Here is a 20286-nt window from a genome sequence, read left to right as displayed (position 1 = left end):
GGAGCCGGCCCTTCGGCGTCGGCTCAGGCCTTGCCCGCGGCGCCGAAGGCCGCGAAGCCGCCGATGGCGAGGAAGACGTAGTCCATCGCGCCCGCGCCCTCCTGCCAGATGCCGCTCAGGCCGCCGACGCCCGCCCCGCCGAAGACCTCGCCGAGGCCGACGTGGCTTTGGTCGGCCAGGGCCAGCGCGATGAAGAACAGCTGGCCGAGGTGGACGGCGCAGAGGGAGAAGGCCGCGCCGACCACCGGGAGCGCCGGGTGCCTGCCGCCGGCCTTGCCGGCGGCGAAGCCGACCAGCAGGCCGACGCCGACCGCCGCGTAGCCGGCCTGGCGGTCGATCGCGTTCATGATCCCGCCGTAGGCGGCGGCCGCGGCCAGGGCGGCGACCACGGCCGCGGCGATGCCCAGGCCGATGTTGCCGGTGCGGGTGGGCCCGGCGGGGTGCGGGACGGCGGGGGCCGCGACGGGTGCGCCGGACCCGGACCCGGGCGCGGGCGGCTGGATGGGCCGGCTCATGTGGTCGGCGGCGTCAGAGCCGGTGCGCCGCACCCGCGGGGCTGGCCCCGCGGGTGTCCAGCAGCAACTGCGCCTTGACCGCGAGGCCTTGGAGGTCGTACGTGCGGTGGTGCTGGAGCAGGATCGTCAGATCGGCGTTGGCGGCGGCCTCGTACAGCGATTCGGCACGGGGCACGGGCCGGTCCCTGACGCGCCATCCGGCGACGTACGGGTCGTGGTAGCTGACCAGTGCGCCGAGGTCGAGCAGTCGGCTGGCGATCTCGCGGGCCGGCGAGCCCTCCTGGTCGGCGAGGTCGGGCTTGTACGTGACGCCGAGCAGCAGGACCCGGGCGCCGCGGGCCGATTTCCCGTGTTCGTTCAGCAGGGTGGCCGAGCGCTGGATGACGTACTGGGGCATCCGGCCGTTGATCTCCTGCGCCAGGCCGACCATGCGCAGGGGGTGGCCCGGGGTGCGGGTGGTGTGGGGGAGGTAGTTGGGGTCGAGGGGGACGCTGCGGCCGCCGACTCCCGGGCCGGGCCGGAAGGCCTGGAATCCGTACGGCTTGGTCTCGGCGCAGCGGATGACGTCCCAGAGGTCGACGCCGAGGTCGTGGCAGAGCACCGCCATCTCGTTCATGAGGGCGATGTTGACGTGCCGGTAGTTGGTCTCCAGCAGCTGCACGGTCTCGGCCTCGCGCAGGCCGCGGGCCCGGACCACCTTCTCGGTGAGGCGGGCGTAGAAGGCGTGCGCGGACTCGGTGCAGGCGGGGGTGAGGCCGCCGATCACCTTGGGGGTGTTGGCGATGCCGTGCGTCCGGTTGCCGGGGTCGAGGCGGCTGGGGGAGTAGGCGAGGTGGAAGTCCCGGCCGGCGCGCAGCCCGGAGCCGGACTCCAGGATGGGGCGCAGGTAGTCCTCGGTGACGCCGGGGTGGGCGGCGGATTCGAGGATGACGGTGGTGTGCGGGCGCAGCCGGGCGGCGAGCGTGCGGCCCGCCTCGCCGACGGCGGAGAGGTCGAGCGCGCGGTCGGCGCCGAGTTGGGTGGGGGCGCAGATGACGGCGGTGCGGACCCGGCCGAGTTCGGCGGGGTTGGTGGTGATCCGGAAGCCGGCGGCCGACATGCGGCGGATCTCGGCGGCGGTGAGGGTGGAGTCCGTGGCGGTGGCCGGGGCCCCGGTGGATCCCGTGGCTGCGGCCGTCGCCGGACCGCTGTCGTAGCCGACCGTCTCGATTCCGGCGGCGACGGCCGCCTGGGCCAGCGGCAGGCCGAGGTGGCCGAGTCCGATGACGGCGAGATCTGCGGGCATGGGGTGCCGTCCCTTCCCTGACATGCATGAGGGGGCTGGGTGCGCAACTCCTGTGGACCGTGCAGGTGGAGTGTGGAGCTGGCGCGATGTCAGACTAGGCGTATATATGACCGATGTGTCGTATTACGGGGTGATGGTCGCCGTTGTGTTGTCCACAGGCGGTGGCTGATGTCGGTGCGGCGGGTCAGAATCGTGAGCGGGGGATGTGAGCGGGGTCACCCGCACCGAGCGGGAACGACCCGCACCGACGGGAGGCAGCCGTGAGGACAGCGACACTGGGGCCGGTCCAGCGTGAAGAGGCGCTCGCCCGGATGGCCGAGCGGGAACTGGACCTGCTGGTGGTGGGCGCGGGCGTGGTGGGCGCCGGTACCGCGCTCGACGCCGCGACCAGAGGCCTCTCCACGGGGCTGGTGGAGGCCAGGGACTGGGCGTCCGGCACCTCCAGCCGGTCCAGCAAGCTGATCCACGGCGGCCTGCGCTATCTGGAGATGCTCGACTTCGCCCTCGTACGGGAGGCCCTGAAGGAGCGCGGACTGCTGCTGGAGCGGCTGGCTCCGCACCTGGTGAAGCCCGTGCCGTTCCTGTACCCGCTCCAGCACAAGGGCTGGGAGCGGTTCTACGCCGGATCGGGCGTCGCGCTGTACGACGCGATGTCGGTCTCCAGCGGGCACGGGCGGGGGCTGCCGGTCCACCGGCACCTGTCGCGGGGGCGCGCGCTGCGGGTCGCGCCGGCGCTGCGCAAGGACGCGCTGGTGGGCGCGCTGCAGTACTACGACGCCCAGATGGACGATGCGCGGTACGTGGCCACGCTGGTGCGGACGGCGGCGGTGTACGGGGCCCAGTGCGCCAACCGGGCGAGGGTGGTCGGCTTCCTGCGGGAGGGCGAGCGGGTCGTCGGGGCGCGCGTGCAGGACGTGGAGGGCGGCGGCGAGTACGAGATCCGCGCGCGGCAGATCGTGAACGCGACCGGGGTGTGGACGGACGACACGCAGGCGCTGATCGGAGAGCGGGGGCAGTTCCACGTCCGGGCGTCGAAGGGCATCCATCTGGTCGTACCGAAGGACCGGATCCACTCCTCGACGGGCCTGATCCTGCGCACCGAGAAGTCCGTGCTCTTCGTCATCCCCTGGGGCCGCAGCTGGATCGTGGGCACCACGGACACGGACTGGGACCTGGACAAGGCGCATCCGGCGGCGTCGAGCGCGGATATCGACTACCTGCTGGAGCACGTCAACTCGGTGCTGGCGGTGCCGCTGACGAGGGACGACGTACAAGGGGTGTACGCGGGCCTGCGGCCGCTGCTGGCCGGCGAGTCGGACGCGACGAGCAAGCTCTCGCGCGAGCACACGGTGGCGCATCCCGTGCCGGGGCTGGTGGTGGTGGCGGGCGGCAAGTACACGACGTACCGGGTGATGGCGAAGGACGCGGTCGACGAGGCGGTGCACGGGCTGGACCAGCGGGTCGCGGAGTGCGTGACGGAGGACGTGCCGCTGGTGGGGGCGGAGGGGTACCGGGCCCTGTGGAACGGGCGGGCCGGGATCGCGGCCCGGACGGGTCTTCACGTGGCGCGGGTGGAACACCTGTTGAACCGGTACGGCTCGATGACGGACGAACTGCTGGACCTGATCGCGGCGGACCCGGGGCTGGGGCAGCCGCTGGGCGGGGCGGACGACTACCTGCGGGCCGAGGTGGTGTACGCGGCCTCGCACGAGGGGGCACGGCACCTGGACGACGTACTGACGCGGCGGACGCGGATCTCGATCGAGACGTTCGACCGGGGGACGCGGTCGGCGCGTGAGTGCGCGGAGCTGATGGCTCCGGTCCTGGGGTGGGACAAGCAGCAGATCGAGAAGGAAGTGGAACACTACGAGAAGCGGGTGCAGGCGGAACGGGAATCGCAGCGTCAGCCGGACGACCAGACGGCGGATGCGGCGCGGTTGGGGGCTCCCGACATCGTTCCGTTGTAACTCCGGGATGCGGAGGGGGGAACCGCGGACCCGGGGCGCCCGTCCGTTGCGGAGTGAGGAACAATGAGGGTTCTGCCGGGGCGGGTTACCGCACGGGTTCTCCCGGAGCGGGCCACCGGGGATACCGGGGGCAGCAGGCGGCACGATCGCAGAGGGGACGCATGTCGAAGCCGGAGCACACCGAGTCGCCCGCCGAGTCGCCTGCGGCGAAGCAGGAGGCTCCGCGTGCGGCGAAGCCTGCCGCCGCGCCCGTGGCGGAGTCGGCTGTTCCGTCGGCGGTGAAGCCGGGCACTGCGAAGCCTGCCGCCCCGCCCGCGGCGGAGCCTGACGGCGCGAAGCCCGAACCGGGCGCGGACGCGGCGGCGATCGAGGACGCCGAGCCTGCGGCGGGTGCCGCCGCCGGTGACGGCGCGTCGCCTTCGGACGCGAAGCCGGCCGACGCGAAGCCGGTGAGCCCGTCCGCGGCGAAGGCCGGCCCGTCCGCGGCGAAGGCCGGTCCGGGCAAGTCCGCAGCGTCGGCCGCCGTGTCGGCGGAGCCGAAGGCCAAGGAGCCGGCCGCGGCCAAGGCCGACACGGCGAAGTCCGACCCGGCCAAGATCGACATGGGCAAGACCGACCCGGCCGAGGCCGGCGGCGTCGCGGAGCCGGCGGCGGGTGCGGGCAGGGCCGCCGCGTCGCAAGAAGCGGAGCCTGCCCGCCCGGCCGCGGCGAAGCCGGACCTCGGCAAGCCCGCCGTGGCGGCGGACGAGAAGAAGGCCCCCGCGGCCAACCCCGTCGTCGAGAAGGCCGACGCCGTCGCCGCTGCCGTCAAGGCAGCCGCCGCCAAGGCCGCCGAAGGCGGGCAGGACGAGGGACGCCTGCTCGCGCGGCGCTACCGGCTGCGCGAGGTGCTCGGCAAGGGCGGCATGGGCACCGTCTGGCGCGCCGAGGACGAGACCCTCGGCCGGACCGTCGCGGTCAAGGAACTCCGCTTCAGCACCGGCGTCGACGAGGACGAGAAGCGCCGCCTCATCACCCGGACGCTGCGCGAGGCCAAGGCCATCGCCCGCATCCGCAGCGGCGGCGCCGTCACCGTCTTCGACGTCGTCGACGAGGACGGCCGCCCGTGGATCGTCATGGAGCTCATCGAGGGCCCCTCGCTGGCCGAGTTCATCCGTGAGAACGGCCCGCTGACCCCCCACCGCGCCGCCGAGGTCGGCCTCGCCGTCCTCGACGTCCTGCGCGCCGCGCACGGCCAGGGCATCCTGCACCGGGACGTCAAGCCGTCCAACGTGCTCATCGCCCGCACCGGTCGCGTCGTCCTCACCGACTTCGGCATCGCCCAGGTCGAGGGCGACCCCTCCGTCACCTCGACCGGCATGCTCGTCGGCGCCCCCTCCTACATCTCCCCCGAGCGCGCCCGCGGTCAGAAGCCCGGCCCGCCCGCCGACATGTGGTCCCTCGGCGGCCTGCTGTACGCCGCCGTCGAAGGCGTTCCCCCGTACGACAAGGGGTCCGCGCTCGCCACCCTCACCGCCGTGATGACCGAGCCGGTGGAGCCGCCCAAGAACGCCGGTCCGCTGACCGAGGTCATCTACGGCCTGCTCGCCAAGGACCCGGCCCACCGCCTCGACGACGACCGTGCGCGGGCGATGCTCACCGCCGTCGTCAACGCGCCGGAGCCGGTGCCCGCCCCGGTCCTCGCCCCGGCCGTCGAGGAGACCCGGCAGATCTCCCTGGCCGACGCCAAGGAGGCCGCGGCGAAGGCCGCCGCCGAGAAGGCGGCCGAACGGGCCGCCGAAAAGGCGGAGAAGAAGGAGCGCGACCGGCTCGAGCGCGAGCAGCGCGAACGGGCCCGCGCCGCGCTGAAGGCGACCCGCAAGGCGGCTGCCGCCGCGGCGGCGACCACGGCGGCCTCGGCGGCCGAGTCCCCGGTCCCCGCGCCGGTTTCGGGCCGGCCCTCGCCGGTCCCGGCGCCGCTGACCGACGTCATGTCCCGCCGTACGATCGCCCTCGCGATAGCGGGCGTGGTCGTCGCGCTCGCCGTGATCGGTTTGCTCATCGCGTACGCGTTCAGCGGTGACGACGCGGCGGACAAGAAGAAGCAGGAGGGCAAGGGCGGCCCGGGTACGACGGTCTCCGGCAGCCCGAACCCCACCCCGTCCCCCAAGAGCGGCGAGACCAACGCCACGTCGGGCAAGGGCGGCACCGGCAGTGCCGGTGGCGAGCCGAGCCAGGGCCAGTCCCCGGGCGGCCAGCAGGGCCAGGGCCAAGGGCAGGGACAGAGCCAGGGACAAGGCCAGAGCCAGGGGCAGGGCTCCACTCCGGGCGGTCCCGGAGCAGCGCTCCCCGACGGCTACGCGAAGGTGACGGACCCGGGCTTCCACTTCTCGATGGCGATGCCGTCGGGCTTCAAGGTGACGGGCATAGCCGGCGAGAACTCCGGCGCGATATACAGCCGCGACGGCGGCTTCCCGCGCATCCAGGTCGACTACACCAACAGCCCCGGCAACGACGCCCGCGCCGCATGGGCCGAGGCGGTCGCCGGAACGGCGGGCTCCAGCACCAACTACCGCACGCTCCGGATCGACACGGTGGAGTACAACGGCTACCCGACCGTCGCGGACTGGGAGTTCGAGCGGGAGCAGAAGGGCATGAAGGTCCGCGTGCTCAACCGCGGCTTCAAGGTGGACGCGAAGCACGGCTACGCCATCATGATCAGCTGTCCGGCCGACCAGTGGGACGGCCCGGAGTGCACCACGATGCGCAACACGGCGTTCGCGACCTTCCAGCCCCTCGGCTGAACCGGCCTCGCCGGGCCGGCGGGTGACGCACCGGCGGGTCCACCGGGACGACGGCCCTCGCACTGACGGGTGACGAGCCTTTCCAGCCCCGGGACGCGGGCGCCCTGCGCGACGTATCGTGGCAGTGGGGCCATGGGGGACGTGCGCCCCGGCACTCGGGGGAGGCGAAGTGGAGGACTACGCGGGCCGGATCCTGGCCGACCGCTACCGTCTGCCGCTGCCGCCGTCGGACGAGTACGAACTGGTCGAGACCCGCGCCTTCGACACGCGCAGCGGACAGGAAGTCCTGGTACGGCAGGTGCCGTTACCCGAGATCGTGGACGCCGAGCTGCTGGACGGGCAGACGCCGAGGCCTCCGGCGGCCGCCCTGGGGGAACTCCCGGCCGTGCGCCGTGCGATCGCCGCCGCACAGGCGGCCGCGTCCGTACCGGACCATCCCCGGCTGGACCAGGTCTTCGACGTGTTCGCCGAGGGCGGGTCGCTCTGGATAGTGAGCGAGTTGGTGCCGGCGCGCCCGCTGGCCGCACTCATCGCCGAGGAACCGCTGAGCCCGTACCGGGCGGCGGAGGTGGCGGCGGACGTCCTGACCGCCCTGCGGGTGCTGCACGCGCACGGCTGGACGCACCGGAACATCACGGTCCGGACCGTGTTGATATGCGATGACGGCCGGGTCGTCCTGACGGGCCTGGCGGCGGGCGCCGCGGAGGACGCCCTGTGCGGCTACGACCCGGTGCCCGCGGAGTCCGCGCGGCCCCGTGCCGAGACCTGGGACCCCCCGCCACCGGCCAAGGGCTGGAGCACGGTCCGGAGTTCCGGTGCCGCGCCGGACCCGACCGCGGACCCGGCCGCGGACCCGACCGCGGACCCGACCGCGGTGCCGGGCGTGGAGCCGCGCCCCGGCGGGGCGGAGGGGCGGGACGCGCCGCCCGCCGCGGGGTTGGCCGTACGGGGTGGCGAGCCGGCGGGCGACGGGGCGGACGGCGTTCCGGGCGGGGGCGGTTACGCGCCGCTCGTGGCGCCCGGGTACGACACGGGCCCGCGGTACTCCGACCACATCACCCCCGGCGCGACGGGGGAGCGGCCCGACCTCAAGGCGGCCGCCCGCGCCGGGGCCATCGCCGCGTACCGGGCGGGGGCGCAGGCCGCCGCGCGGGTCACCGAGCAGCGCAGGGGCGGGTCCGATCCGGCGCCGGAGCCGAGGCCGCAGGGGTCGAACCTCCCGCAGGGGTACTCGTACCCGTACGGGGGGCCGGAGAGCGGTACGGGCACGCCGTGGCACGGGGCGACGCCGCGCCGGCAGGCCGCACTTCCGCCTGCCGGGCCGTCGCAGCCGGAGCGGGAGCCGGACCGGGAGCCGCGGCCCGAGCCGGAGCCGCGGCCCGAGCCGCGGCCCGAGCCGCGGCCCGAGTCCGCGCCGGGCCGTCCCGCGCTGCCCGCGCAACTGGCCCTGCCCGAGGGCTACCGCCAGGCCGAGGCCCCGGACCCGGCCGCCCACCTCCGCACGAGCGAGCACGGCGGACCCGGTGGGCACGGCGGCCCCCGCTCCCCGCGGACCGAAGTCCCGCTCCCGTCCCTCCTCGCCGGCCGGACCCCGCCGCACGGCACCGGTGTGGCGGGCCCGAACATGGCCTCGTACCTGCCGTCCGGCGAGCCCGGCCCGCCCCGGCCGAACGGGTCCGACGCCCCGGACCCGACCGCGCACCCGCTCCCGCGGCGGCCCGGGGCCGAGGAGCCGGGCGCGGCCCCGTACGGGATCCCCGGGCAGCCGGACGACCGGCTCCGGTCAGGGAACGCCGTGCCGGACGGGGGCCCGCGGGCCGGGGCGCCGGCCGCGGGATGGGGCGAGGGCGGGCTTCGGGGACTGGGGGCCGAGCGGGCCCGGTTGACCCGGATGGCCGTCGTCGGGGCCGTCACCGAGCGGTGGGCTCCCGAGCAGGCCGGGTCCGTCACCGGGCCCTGGCAGCTGGCCGCGCCCGTCGGGCCCGCCACCGACCTCTGGGGGCTCGGCGCGCTGCTGTACCGCGCCGTCCAGGGGCACGCGCCGTACCCCGAGGACAGCGTCACCGAGCTCGTCGACATGGTCTGCGCCGAGCCCCCGGCCTTCGCCGAGGAGTGCGGTCCGCTGCGCCCCGTCGTGGAGTCGCTGCTGCGCCAGGACCCCACCGAGCGGCCCGACTTCGAGGAGCTCCGCGGCTGGCTGCGCTCGCTCGTACGGTCGGCTCCCGAGCCGGACGGCGGCGCGACGGCCCTCCCGATGCCGGAGCCGGATCCCGCACGGCTGCCCGTCGTACGCCGGCGCGGCGACCTGCACGGCCGCCACCGCAATCCCGCCGCCGCCCGAAAGCCCCGCTCCCTCGGGCGGAGCCTGCTCCTCGGCGTCCTCGTCCTGCTCTCCGGAGCGGTCGCCTACGCCCTCCTCTTCCTGCCCGAGAAGTCCGGGCAGGAGCCCGCCGCCGTCGCCAAGTCACCCACGCAGGCCCCCTCCCGCGAGCCCTCGGCCCCCGCGTCGCCGAAGCCCTCGCCCAGCCAGAGCCCCGCCGCCCCCGCCTCGGCTCCCCCCGGATACACCACCCAGCAGGATCCCGAGCACTTCGAGATCGCCGTTCCGGGCGGCTGGGAGCGGCGCGGGATGAACGAGGCGGGGCAGGTCCGGTACACCGACGGCCAGTACGTCCTGACCGTCGTCCCCGGTCGCGACAAGGTCGACGGCAATCCCGACCCGGCGACCTACCAGAAGGACAAGGAGCCGGAGCTGGCCCCCTACCGGTCCTCCACCTGGGCCAGCGGCGGCGACGTCAAGACCACCAAGGTCGGCGACCAGCTCCGCGTCACCGGCCGGTACACCTGGATCGACGGCACCGGCCGCAACGTCGTTGCCCGGAATTTCGTCGTGGCGCTCGGCGGCAGCTACCACGTCGTCATGGTGAGCGGTCCGCAGGACGGCGAAGGCAAGGTCACCGAGGTCTTCGAAAAGGCCACGGGGAGTTACAAATCGGGTGGTTGAGGCCGACTGACGGTGACTCAGTACGGCGATTGCGTCACAGTGCTGCCGGAACCGCGCCTTCACGGTTCCAGGAGCCCCAAGCGCTCCGTAATCTGGCCCGAAGTGCACAGAGTGGCGGGGTTTCGTGGAACAGCAGACAGGTGCGGGCGCGGTGCTCGCTGGCCGGTACCGGCTCGTGGAGCCCATCGGCAGCGGCGGCATGGGCAAAGTGTGGCGCGCGCATGACGAGCTGCTGCACAGGACCGTCGCCGTCAAGGAACTGACGGCGGGTCTGTACGTGGCCCAGGCCGACCGGGAGGTGCTGCACGCCCGGACCCAGAAGGAGGCCCGGGCCGCGGCCCGGATCCAGCATCCGGCGGTCGTGGTCGTCCACGACGTACTGGAGCACGACGACCGGCCGTGGATCGTCATGGAGTACATCGACGGGCCCTCCCTCGCGGACGCGGCCAAGGCGGCCGGGCGGATCGAGCCCCCCGAGGCGGCCCGGATCGGCCTCCACGTACTGGGCGCGCTGCGCGCCGCGCACGCGGTCGGCGTCCTGCACCGGGACGTCAAGCCCGGCAACGTGCTGCTCGCCAAGGACGGCCGGGTCCTGCTCACGGACTTCGGGATCGCCGCGATCGAGGGCGACTCCTCCATCACGCGGACCGGCGAGATCGTCGGCTCCATCGACTACCTGGCCCCGGAGCGGGTCACCGGCGGAACGCCCGGCACCGCGTCGGACCTGTGGTCGCTCGGCGCGACCCTGTACACGGCGGTCGAGGCGCGCTCGCCCTTCCGCCGCACCTCGCCCATCTCCAGCCTCCAGGCCGTCGTCAACGACGAGCCGCCGGCGCTGCGCCAGTCGGGCGCGCTGGGCCCGGTCATCACCGCCCTGCTGCGCAAGGACCCCGACGAGCGGCCCTCGGCGCAGGAGACCGAGCGGATGCTGATCGAGGCCATGGAGGGCCGCCAGCCGAGGGCGGCGCAGGCGTACGTACCCACGCGCGCGGTGACCCCCGAGGAGCTCGCCGACGCCGAGGCCGAGGAAGCGGAGCCGGAAGCGGCCCCCGCACCCGCCCCGGCCCCCGCGCCCGATCCGGCGCGCACCGCCGCCCTGCCCGAACAGGCCGGCCCCGCACCCGCGGCCCCGGGCGGCGGGTGGATCAAGCGGGCCGCCGCCATCGCCCTCGTGGCGGCGCTGGTCGGCGGCGGCGCCGTATTCGGCGTCCTGAAGTTCACCGGGGATGACGCGGGGGGCGGCGGCGACAAGAACGCGAGCGCCCCCGACCGGCAGGACGGGGTCGCCGATGCCGCTCCGCCCGCCGGGTACACCAAGGTCGTCGACCCCCTGGCGGGCTTCACGCTGTTCGTCCCCGAGGGCTGGACCCGCCAGGCGAACGGCGACCAGATCGACTACACGCCCGACGACGGGAAGCACTTCATCCGCATCGCCTCCGACTCCACCCCGGACTACCGGGACCCGTACGCGCACCTGCTCGACCTGGAGACGAAGGTCTCGGTGCGGATGAACTACAAGAAGGTGCGGCTGAACCAGAACACCTTCCGGGACAGCACTCGGGCCGCGCTCTGGGAATTCACCTATACGGAGAAGCAGAACCACCCGGGTCCGCGCCGGGCGAAGGAGCAGATGTACATCGCCCCGGACGGCACGGAGTACGCGATCTACATGTCGAGCCCGGCCGCGGACTGGGCCACGACCGAGCAGCAGTTCGACGTCGTGCTGAGCGGCTGGAAGCCGCCCGCCGCGAAGCCCTGATTCCGGCACCCTGCCAGCGATCGCTGGCAGAAATGGCAAAATCCGGTTACCGACGGGTACCCAAAGGCCTCCGGGCGGAATACGCTCACCGCCATGACGGACTCGCAGGCCCCGGCCCCCCTCCGCAGCGCACCGCAGCCCACCAACCCGGTCGCCCCGGCCCCGGCCGGTGCCCGCACCGCCGCCGACGTGGTGACCCCCGACCTGGTCACCCGGCTCACCCGCGGAGTGATCGGCTCCGGCCGGACCGCCAACCACAGCCCCTTCACCGGGGCGAAGCTGGCGGACCTCCCCGAGGCCACCCCCGAGGACGTCGCCGGGGCCTTCGACCGGGCCCGCGCCGCCCAGGGCGCCTGGGCCGCCGTCCCCGTACGCAAGCGGGCCGCCGTACTGCTCCGCTTCCACGACCTGGTCCTGGCCCGCCAGGCCGAGGTGCTCGACCTCATCCAGCTGGAGACCGGCAAGGCCCGTCTGCACGCCCACGAGGAGGTCCAGGCGGTCGCCGTCGCCGCCCGCCACTACGGCCGCAAGGCCCCCTCGTACCTGCGCCCCAAGGGCCACACGGGCGCCATCCCCACCCTCACCAAGGTCACCGAGCTGCGCCAGCCGCGCGGGGTCGTCGGCCAGATCGCCCCCTGGAACTACCCCCTCGAACTCTCCGTCGGCGACGCGCTGCCCGCCTTCGTCTCCGGCAACGCCGTCGTCATGAAGCCCGACACCGAGACCGCGCTCACCGCCCTGTGGGCCCGCGACCTGCTGATCGAGGCCGGACTGCCCGCCGAGGTCTTCCAGATCGTCCTCGGTGACGGACCCGTCGTCGGCCCCGAGGTGGTCCGGCACGCCGACTACGTCTCCTTCACCGGCTCCACCCGCACCGGCCGCGAGGTCGCCCGGGGCGCGGCCGCCCGCCTGGTCGGGGTCACCCTCGAACTCGGCGGCAAGAACGCCATGCTCGTCCTCGCCGACGCCGACGTCGAGAAGGCCGCGGCGGGAGCCGTCCGTGCCTGCTTCTCCTCCGCCGGCCAGCTGTGCATCTCCATCGAGCGGCTGTACGTCCACGCCTCGGTCGCCGACGCGTTCGTCGAGCGGTTCGCCGCCCGTACGAAGGCCATGCGGCTCGGCGCCTCCCTCGCGTACGGCGCCGACATGGGCTCGCTCGTCGGCGAGCGCCAGCTGGAGACCGTGCAGCGGCACGTGGACGAGGCCGTCGCCAAGGGCGCGACCCTGGTCGCGGGCGGCACCGCCCGCCCCGACATCGGCCCGCTCTTCTACGAGCCCACCATCCTGGACGGCGTCGAGGCGCCGATGGCGGTCTGCGGCGAGGAGACGTTCGGCCCGGTCGTCTCGATCTACCGGTTCACCGACGAGGACGCGGCGATCGCGCAGGCCAACTCCACCGCGTACGGGCTCAACTCCAGCGTCTGGACCAAGGACGCCCGCCGCGGCCACGCCGTCGCCGCCCGCCTGCGCACCGGCACCGTCAACATCAACGAGGGCTACGCACCCGCCTACGGCAGCGCCCAGGCGCCCATGGGCGGCATGAAGGACTCCGGCCTCGGCCGCCGGCACGGCTCCGAGGGCATCCTCAAGTACACCGAGGCCCAGACCGTCGCCCACCAGCGGCTGCTCCCGATGGCGCCCTCGCTGGGCATGGACGACGAGAAGTACGCGGCGTTCATGACCCGCAGCCTCAAGGTCATGAAGACGCTCCGATTCCGTTAGGCACCACCGCCCGGGAGGCACCGCAGTGTCGGACAACACCGACGAGTACGACAGCGAGAACGCGTACGACTACGACGTCATCGTCATCGGATCGGGCTTCGGAGGATCGGTCTCGGCGCTGCGGCTGACCGAGAAGGGGTACCGGGTCGGCGTCCTGGAGGCGGGGCGCCGGTTCACCCGCGAGAGCCTGCCCCGCAACAGCTGGGACCTGCGGAACTACCTGTGGGCCCCGGCCCTCGGGCTGTACGGGATCCAGCGGATCCACCTGCTCGGCAACGTGATGGTGCTCGCGGGCGCCGGTGTGGGCGGCGGCTCGCTCAACTACGCCAACACCCTGTACGTGCCGCCCACCGCCTTCTTCGAGGACCGGCAGTGGGCCTCCATCACCGACTGGCGCGAGGAACTCGCCCCGTACTACGACCAGGCCAAGCGGATGCTGGGCGTACGCCTCAACCCGACGATGACCGCCTCCGACGTCCACCTGAAGGCCGCCGCCGAGAAGATGGGCGTCGGGGACTCCTTCCACATGGCCCCGGTCGGCGTCTTCTTCGGCGACGGCGCGGACGCCGAGGCCGGGAGCGGACCCACGGCCCGCCCCGGCGAGGAGGTCCCCGACCCCTACTTCGGAGGCGTCGGCCCCGCCCGCAAGGCCTGCACCGAGTGCGGCGAGTGCATGACCGGCTGCCGGCACGGCGCGAAGAACACGCTGAACGAGAACTACCTCCACCTCGCCGAGCGCGCCGGAGCCGTCATCCACCCGATGACCACCGTCACCGCGCTCGCCGAGCACGCAAAGGGCGGGTACCGCGTCCGCACCGTCCCCACCGACGCCCGCCGCCGGGGCGCCTCCAAGGAGCTGCGCGCCCGGTACGTGGTCGTCGCGGCGGGCACGTACGGCACCCAGACCCTGCTGCACACCATGAAGGACAACGGGCTGCTCCCGCGCCTCTCGGCCCGGCTCGGCGAGCTGACCCGGACCAACTCCGAGGGGCTGGTCGGCGCGCAGACCGACGACCGCCGCTACCGCAGGCGCCACGGCCGCGGCCCCGGTACGCAGCAGCGGGCCGACTTCACCCGGGGCGTCGCGATCACCTCGTCCGTGCACCCCGACGCCGACACCCACATCGAGCCCGTCCGCTACGGCAAGGGCTCCAACGCGATGGGGTTCATGACCGTCCTCCAGGTGCCGTACGCCAGGCACCGGGTGCGGGCCTGGTTCGCCCGGACGGCCAGGCACCCGGTCCAGCTCGCGCGCTCGCTCTCCAACCGGCGCTGGTCGGAGCGGACGATCATCGGGCTCGTCATGCAGTCGCTGGACAACTCGCTGACGACGTACCGCAGGCCCGGCGGGCTCGGCAAGGGGCTGCTCACCGCCCGCCAGGGGCACGGCGCCCCGAACCCGGTGCAGATCAAGGAGGCCACCGAGGCCGCCACCCTGCTGGCCGAGGAGATCAACGGCTTCCCCGGCAGCAACATCGGGGAGCTGATGGGCACCCCGCTGACCGCGCACTTCCTCGGCGGGTGCCCGATCGGCGCCTCCGCGGAGGAGGGCGTGGTGGACCCGTACCACCGGCTGTACGGGCACCCGGGCATCTCGGTGGTGGACGGCTCGGCGGTCTCCGCGAACCTCGGCGTCAATCCGTCGCTGACGATCACGGCGCAGGCTGAGCGGGCGATGTCGTACTGGCCGAACAAGGGCGATCGGGACCCGCGGCCGGAGCAGGGCGCGGCCTACACCCGCCTGGCTGCGGTGGAACCGGCCCGTCCGGCGGTCCCGAAGGAAGCCTTCGGCGCGCTGCGGCTGCCGTTGCTGCTGCCGGTACCGGAGGTTCCGAAGAAGGCCTGACGGCCGCCCCGCGGGCCCGCCCGGCGCGTACATAAGTGACAGGTGATCAGTCCGGATGGTTGCATGTGATGCCCGTCACCCTCCGAAGGGGGCAACCGAGACCCGTACTCGGCGGTCTCGATCTTCATGGACAAGCGCATCTCCCTTTTGGCCGCTACGGGCTTGGCGGCGCTGAGCCTCGGCGCGGCCGCCCCCGCGCTCGCCGCGGAACCGGTCTTCCCCCTGAACGGCCCCTCCGCCCTGGTGCTCCAGCCGTACCCGGATTCGGGCGCGTCGAAGGAGCGCAGCCTCCGCTACGAGCTGGACTACGTGGGCCCCGGGAACAGCTTCCCGGGCGAGTTCACCGTTACCGTCGACCTGACCAAGGCCGCCGGGGCGGCTTCGGTCCGGCTCGACCCGGCCAAGCCCCGGCCGAACTGCACGACGAGCGCCACCGCGATCGTCTGCAAGCAGCAGGGCCTGTCGGTCGGGGGCGCCGCGAACGCCAACGCCTTCGACCTGCTGGTCTCCGCCGCCAAGGGCAGCAAGAACGGCGCGAGCGGCGAGATCGCGGTCAGCGGCCAGGTGGCGGGCGCGAGCGTCACGACGGTCACCACCAGGCTGACCGTCGGCGGCCCCGACCTGCACCTGGGTGAGCTGAGCCTCAAGTCCGAGGTGACGGCCGGCGAGCAGCAGGACCTCCCGCTGGCCTTCGCGAACCGGGGCACGCTCGCCGCCCGGTCGGTCGCGCTGGAGCTGGACGCCTCGGCCGGCGTGGAGCCGGCGGAGGCGTACGACAACTGCCGGCGCGCGGACCACGGCGGCAGGGGCGCCACCACGGTCTGCCGCGTCGAGGGCGAGTTCCTGCCGGGCGAGTCCTACCGGCTCGCCCCCGAGACCCCGCTGCACCTCAAGACCACCGAGCGCGCCCACCAGGACCGGCTGCGGTACGGGGTCGTCCCCGACCCGGCGCCGGCCAAGGACGCGAACGACGGCAAGCCGGCCACCGGCAAGACGCTGAAGCTGGTCAAGGCCTCGGCCGCGGTGCCGGTCACGGACTCCAACATGGCCCCCGGCACCGCCCGGCGCGCCGAGGACACCGACCTCGACCCCGCCGACAACGAGCGCAGCTTCGAGTTCACCGCCAAGGGCGCCCGGGCCGACTTCGAGGCGGTCACCGCCTCGCCCTCGGGCAAGGTGGGCGACACGGTCGCGGCCGAGCTCGGCTTCCGCAACAAGGGCCCGGCCGTGATCAGCAACCTGCGCTCGGGCCAGAGCGTGGCCCGTACCGACATCGTCGTGCCGGCCGGCGTGCAGGTCACCGGCGTGCCCCTGAACTGCCGCGCGGTCAACGCCGACGGCAGTGACCGCACGGACCGGCTGGGCGCGCCGCGCTACTTCTGCGACGGCGGGCTGTTCGCGGACGCCCCCGGTACGTACACCGGCCGGTTCACGATGAAGATCGAGAAGGCCGTGGCGGACGCCAAGGGCTCGGTCACCGTCGGCGAGCCGGTCGCGGGCGGCACCAAGCCGCTCTCCTTCGACCCGGTCGCGGCCAACGCCAAGGCCGTGTTCGCGGTCGAGGTCAAGGGCGGTACGGGCCCGAGCCCGTCCGGCTCGGCCTCCGCGTCGCCGTCCCCGTCGGCCAGCGCCTCCGCCTCGGCTTCGGCGTCGGCCTCGCCGAGCACGTCCGTGTCCGCCGCCGGCGGTACGGGCGGCAACCTGGCCTCGACCGGCAGCTCCGTCGGCCCGATCGCGCTGGGCGCGCTGGGTGCGGTGGCCGTCGGCGGTGCGCTGTACGTGGGGGTGCGCCGCCGCTCCGGCGGGCACGCGTAAGCACGCGGGCACGCGGGCACGCGGCCGTGCGGCCGCGCGCAGCAGCGGAAGATGCAGAACGGCCGGTCCGGGGCGTCCCCCGGGCCGGCCGTTTTTTTGGGGTGACCGGGCTGCTGTCCCCTGCCGTCCGGTCACGCGAAGGAGCGAGGTCCCACGACGTACCTCCCGAAGGGCCGTACGTCTCATCGCTCCCGAAGAGCCACGCGTGGTGCTGCGGTCCCGCGCCTGGCTGACGCGGCCATCCACACCAACGAAGGGCGCCGGGGCCGGTCACGGTCCGGACGAGTGACGAACAGGCGTAAGGCCCGGCGAGGGACCCGGACCGGGCGCGGGCCTCGGACCGGGCGCGGGCCTCAGACCCGGCCGCGGCACAGCTCCAGCAGGGTCATCGCGAGGGTGGTACCCGGCTTGCCGAGGGCGTCGCTCCAGTGCGCGAGCACCTCCATCTCGCGCGAGAGGTGCACCCGGCGGCCGCCCGAGGAGATGCGGGCCTCCTGGATGACGGTCGAGACGGCCATCCGCTCCTGGATCAGTCCGATGATCCGGTCGTCGATGGCGTCGATCCGCTCGCGGGACTCGGCGATCAGCTGCGCGGGGGTGGTGGTCACGGTCATGTTCTTACTCCTGTGGTTCGTACCGGCAGGAGCGGAAACGCCAGAGCGCCCCGGTCCTGTCGGACCGGGGCGCTCTGGGAAGTCAGCGGCTCAAGCGAGCATCACACGGACCCATGGCGACCGGACCGGCCGGTGCCATAGGTAAAGAGGAAGCTCAGCTGCTTGCGCATGAACCGGATTATGGCCCCCCGCCCCGTTCCGGACCAACCCGGCCCGGATCGTGAGACGCCCCGTCCGCCGCCCGCGTGACGTGGGCCTCGGATGGTGCGACAAAGTGGCAGCCGGCGCCACCGGTAGAATCGACAAAACAGCCACCCTCTTCCGCCGGAAGGCCGCCCCGTGCCAGAAGCACCCTCCGCCGCCCACGACAGCGCCCCGGACACGGTTCTCGTCGTCGACTTCGGCGCCCAGTACGCCCAGCTCATCGCCCGCCGCGTCCGCGAGGCACGGGTCTACAGCGAGATCGTCCCCAGCACGATGCCGGTGGCCGAGATGCTCGCCAAGGACCCGAAGGCGATCATCCTCTCCGGCGGCCCGTCCTCCGTGTACGAGGAGGGTGCCCCGCGCCTGGACGACGCGAAGGCGCTCTTCGGTGCCGGGGTCCCCGTCTTCGGCATGTGCTACGGCTTCCAGCTGATGGCGACCACCCTCGGCGGCACCGTCGACAACACCGGCGCCCGCGAGTACGGCCGTACGCCGCTCGCCGTCTCCAAGACCGGCTCCACCCTCTTCGAGGGCACCCCCGAGAACCAGTCGGTGTGGATGTCCCACGGCGACGCCTGCTCCGCCGCCCCCGAGGGCTTCAGCGTCACCGCGTCGACGAACGTCGTCCCGGTCGCGGCCTTCGAGAACGACGAGAAGAAGCTGTACGGCGTGCAGTACCACCCCGAGGTGATGCACTCCACGCACGGCCAGCAGGTCCTGGAGCACTTCCTCTACCGCGGCGCCGGCCTGGAGCCCACCTGGACCACCGGCAACATCGTCGAGGAGCAGGTCGCGGCCATCCGCGAGCAGGTCGGCGACAAGCGCGCCATCTGCGGCCTCTCCGGCGGCGTGGACTCCGCGGTCGCCGCGGCCCTCGTCCAGAAGGCCATCGGCTCCCAGCTGACCTGCGTCTACGTCGACCACGGTCTGATGCGCAAGGGCGAGACCGAGCAGGTCGAGAAGGACTTCGTCGCCGCCACCGGCGTGCAGCTGAAGGTCGTCGACGCGCAGGAGCGCTTCCTGAACGCGCTCGCCGGCGTCTCCGACCCGGAGACCAAGCGGAAGATCATCGGCCGCGAGTTCATCCGCGTCTTCGAGCAGGCCCAGCTGGAGATCCTCCAGGAGGACGGCCCCGCGGTCGCCTTCCTGGTCCAGGGCACCCTGTACCCGGACGTCGTCGAGTCCGGCGGCGGCACCGGCACCGCCAACATCAAGTCCCACCACAACGTGGGCGGCCTGCCCGACGACATCGAGTTCGAGCTCGTCGAGCCGCTGCGCCAGCTGTTCAAGGACGAGGTCCGGATGGTCGGCCAGGAGCTCGGCCTGCCCGACGAGATCGTCCAGCGCCAGCCCTTCCCGGGCCCGGGCCTCGGCATCCGCATCGTCGGCGAGGTCACCAAGGAGCGCCTGGACCTGCTCCGCGAGGCCGACGCCATCGCCCGCCACGAGCTGACCGCGGCCGGCCTGGACCGCGAGATCTGGCAGTGCCCGGTCGTCCTGCTCGCGGACGTCCGCAGCGTCGGCGTCCAGGGCGACGGCCGCACCTACGGCCACCCGATCGTGCTGCGCCCCGTCTCGTCCGAGGACGCGATGACCGCGGACTGGACGCGCATGCCGTACGAGGTGCTCGCGCGGATCTCCACCCGCATCACCAACGAGGTGCCCGACGTGAACCGCGTCGTCCTCGACTGCACGAGCAAGCCCCCGGGCACCATCGAGTGGGAGTAGTCCCCACCCTTTGCGCGCACGTGGCCGAAGCCGCCGTTCCCCCGGGGAGCGGCGGCTTCGCCGCGTGTATGGCCACTTGGCGCGGCCGCCGGTACCTTGCGCGGCGAGCCGAAGGAGGGGGTCATGCCGGATCAGCCCGCGCCCGGACCGGTGCCCGCACCCGGACCGGTGCCCGCGCGCACCCCGGCGCCCGCGCCCGTACCGGTGGACCGGCTGCGCTTCGCGCTGCCGCCCGTCCACACCGACCCGGCCGAGGAGCGCGCGTACCGCAAGGAGCGGCTCGCCGGGGCGCTGCGGCTGTTCGGCCGCCTCGGGTACGAGGACGGGGTCGCCGGGCACATCACGGTGCGGGACCCGGAGTTCGCGGACTGCCACTGGGTGAACCCGTTCGGGCAGGCCCTGTCCGCGCTCGGCGCCGACGACCTGCTGCTCGTCGACGGGGACGGGCGCGTGCGCCGGGGCGCGCGCCGGGTCAACGAGCTGGCCTTCGCCGTGCACGCGGCCGTGCACCGGGCCCGCCCCGACGCGGTCGCGGTGGTGCACGCGCACGCCCCGTACGGCAGGGCGCTGGCCGCGCTCGGCGAGCTGCTCGCCCCGATCAGCGAGGAGGCCTGCGCCTTCTACGAGGACCACGCGCTCCTGGACGGGTTCGCCGGGCCGCAGGACGCCGTGCGGATCGCCCTCGCGCTGGGCCCGTACAAGGCGCTCGTCCTGCGCAACCGGGGGATGCTGACGGTCGGCGACTCGGTGGACGCGGCGGCCTGGTGGTTCGTCGCGGCGGAGCGCGCGGCGCAGGTGCAGCTGATCGCGCGGGCCGCCGGGAAGCCGGCGGCGATCGACCACCGCGCCGCCCTCGCCGCGCGGGAGCGTTTCGGCTCGGATCTCGCCGCCTGGGTCAGCTACCAGCCGCTCTGGCAGACCGTCGCACCCTGAAAACACCGGGCCGGGCGGGTGGCGTCAACATCATGAACGGTTTATCACCTGCTCTGACATCGTGCGCAATCCGGAGCACTGCCGCAGTGGTGCACAATTCGCTGGCATTGC

11 protein-coding genes and 1 pseudogene are annotated in these 20286 nt (G+C 73.7%); 9 read left to right on the top strand and 3 right to left on the bottom strand.

The genetic code is table 11. The features are described 5' to 3' along the window. Window positions 1-23 precede the first annotated feature (23 nt). Together ACFY1T_RS03020 and ACFY1T_RS03015 are read right to left on the bottom strand one after the other, a co-directional pair. Complete coding sequence (locus ACFY1T_RS03020; protein ID WP_390786718.1) at window positions 24-515, bottom strand: hypothetical protein; 492 nt, start codon at window positions 513-515, stop codon at window positions 24-26. A 13-nt stretch (window positions 516-528) separates the two neighbouring features. Beyond that, on the bottom strand, window positions 529-1800 hold the full coding sequence (locus ACFY1T_RS03015) for a nucleotide sugar dehydrogenase (RefSeq protein WP_390786717.1): 1272 nt from the start codon (window positions 1798-1800) through the stop codon (window positions 529-531). Window positions 1801-2060: 260 nt separating this feature from the next. Between ACFY1T_RS03015 and ACFY1T_RS03010 the strand changes: the two genes are divergently transcribed. From ACFY1T_RS03010 to ACFY1T_RS02980, 7 genes are all read left to right on the top strand, one after another. Then, window positions 2061-3767 (top strand): glycerol-3-phosphate dehydrogenase/oxidase, encoded by a 1707-nt coding sequence (locus ACFY1T_RS03010; RefSeq protein ID WP_390786716.1) that lies wholly within the window; start codon window positions 2061-2063, stop codon window positions 3765-3767. A 161-nt stretch (window positions 3768-3928) separates the two neighbouring features. Then, window positions 3929-6550, top strand: coding sequence for a serine/threonine-protein kinase (locus ACFY1T_RS03005; RefSeq protein WP_390786715.1), 2622 nt, complete (start codon window positions 3929-3931; stop codon window positions 6548-6550). Window positions 6551-6719: 169 nt separating this feature from the next. Beyond that, window positions 6720-9554 (top strand): serine/threonine protein kinase, encoded by a 2835-nt coding sequence (locus ACFY1T_RS03000; RefSeq protein ID WP_390786714.1) that lies wholly within the window; start codon window positions 6720-6722, stop codon window positions 9552-9554. Window positions 9555-9678: 124 nt separating this feature from the next. Continuing rightward, window positions 9679-11313, top strand: a complete 1635-nt coding sequence (locus ACFY1T_RS02995; protein ID WP_390786713.1) for a serine/threonine-protein kinase — start codon at window positions 9679-9681, stop codon at window positions 11311-11313. Between the two features lie 93 nt (window positions 11314-11406). Next, window positions 11407-13035, top strand: a complete 1629-nt coding sequence (locus tag ACFY1T_RS02990; protein WP_390786712.1) for a succinic semialdehyde dehydrogenase — start codon at window positions 11407-11409, stop codon at window positions 13033-13035. A gap of 25 nt (window positions 13036-13060) precedes the next feature. Then, entirely contained in the window at window positions 13061-14881 is a 1821-nt protein-coding gene (locus tag ACFY1T_RS02985) for a GMC oxidoreductase (RefSeq protein WP_390786711.1), read from the top strand. 126 nt (window positions 14882-15007) lie between these two features. After that, window positions 15008-16696, top strand: coding sequence for a peptidase (locus tag ACFY1T_RS02980; RefSeq protein WP_390786710.1), 1689 nt, complete (start codon window positions 15008-15010; stop codon window positions 16694-16696). Window positions 16697-17049: 353 nt separating this feature from the next. Here the strand turns inward: ACFY1T_RS02980 and ACFY1T_RS02975 are convergent. Beyond that, window positions 17050-17346, bottom strand: a pseudogene (locus ACFY1T_RS02975) (chorismate mutase); the annotation flags it as partial. A gap of 303 nt (window positions 17347-17649) precedes the next feature. On the opposite strand from ACFY1T_RS02975, the gene guaA reads away from it, so the two are divergent. Both guaA and ACFY1T_RS02965 read left to right on the top strand, forming a co-directional pair. After that, window positions 17650-19242, top strand: coding sequence for a glutamine-hydrolyzing GMP synthase (guaA, locus tag ACFY1T_RS02970; protein ID WP_030864279.1), 1593 nt, complete (start codon window positions 17650-17652; stop codon window positions 19240-19242). Between the two features lie 123 nt (window positions 19243-19365). Next, complete coding sequence (locus ACFY1T_RS02965) at window positions 19366-20175, top strand: class II aldolase/adducin family protein (RefSeq protein ID WP_390786709.1); 810 nt, start codon at window positions 19366-19368, stop codon at window positions 20173-20175. The last annotated feature ends 111 nt before the right edge of the window (window positions 20176-20286 follow it).

This window comes from Streptomyces sp. NPDC001194 (assembly GCF_042896985.1).
Taxonomy (GTDB): Bacteria; Actinomycetota; Actinomycetes; order Streptomycetales; family Streptomycetaceae; genus Streptomyces.
The sequence above is the reverse complement of the archived record's forward strand: the minus strand, read 5'-3'. Positions and strand labels throughout refer to the sequence as shown.

Bases quoted from the DNA above. Each gene is read 5' to 3' on its own strand.
- ACFY1T_RS03020 (WP_390786718.1), bottom strand. From the start codon at position 515: ATGAGCCGGCCCATCCAGCCGCCCGCGCCCGGGTCCGGGTCCGGCGCA.
- ACFY1T_RS03015 (WP_390786717.1), bottom strand. From the start codon at position 1,800: ATGCCCGCAGATCTCGCCGTCATCGGACTCGGCCACCTCGGCCTGCCG.
- ACFY1T_RS03005 (WP_390786715.1), top strand. From the start codon at position 3,929: ATGTCGAAGCCGGAGCACACCGAGTCGCCCGCCGAGTCGCCTGCGGCG.
- ACFY1T_RS02990 (WP_390786712.1), top strand. From the start codon at position 11,407: ATGACGGACTCGCAGGCCCCGGCCCCCCTCCGCAGCGCACCGCAGCCC.
- ACFY1T_RS02980 (WP_390786710.1), top strand. From the start codon at position 15,008: ATGGACAAGCGCATCTCCCTTTTGGCCGCTACGGGCTTGGCGGCGCTG.
- ACFY1T_RS02965 (WP_390786709.1), top strand. From the start codon at position 19,366: ATGCCGGATCAGCCCGCGCCCGGACCGGTGCCCGCACCCGGACCGGTG.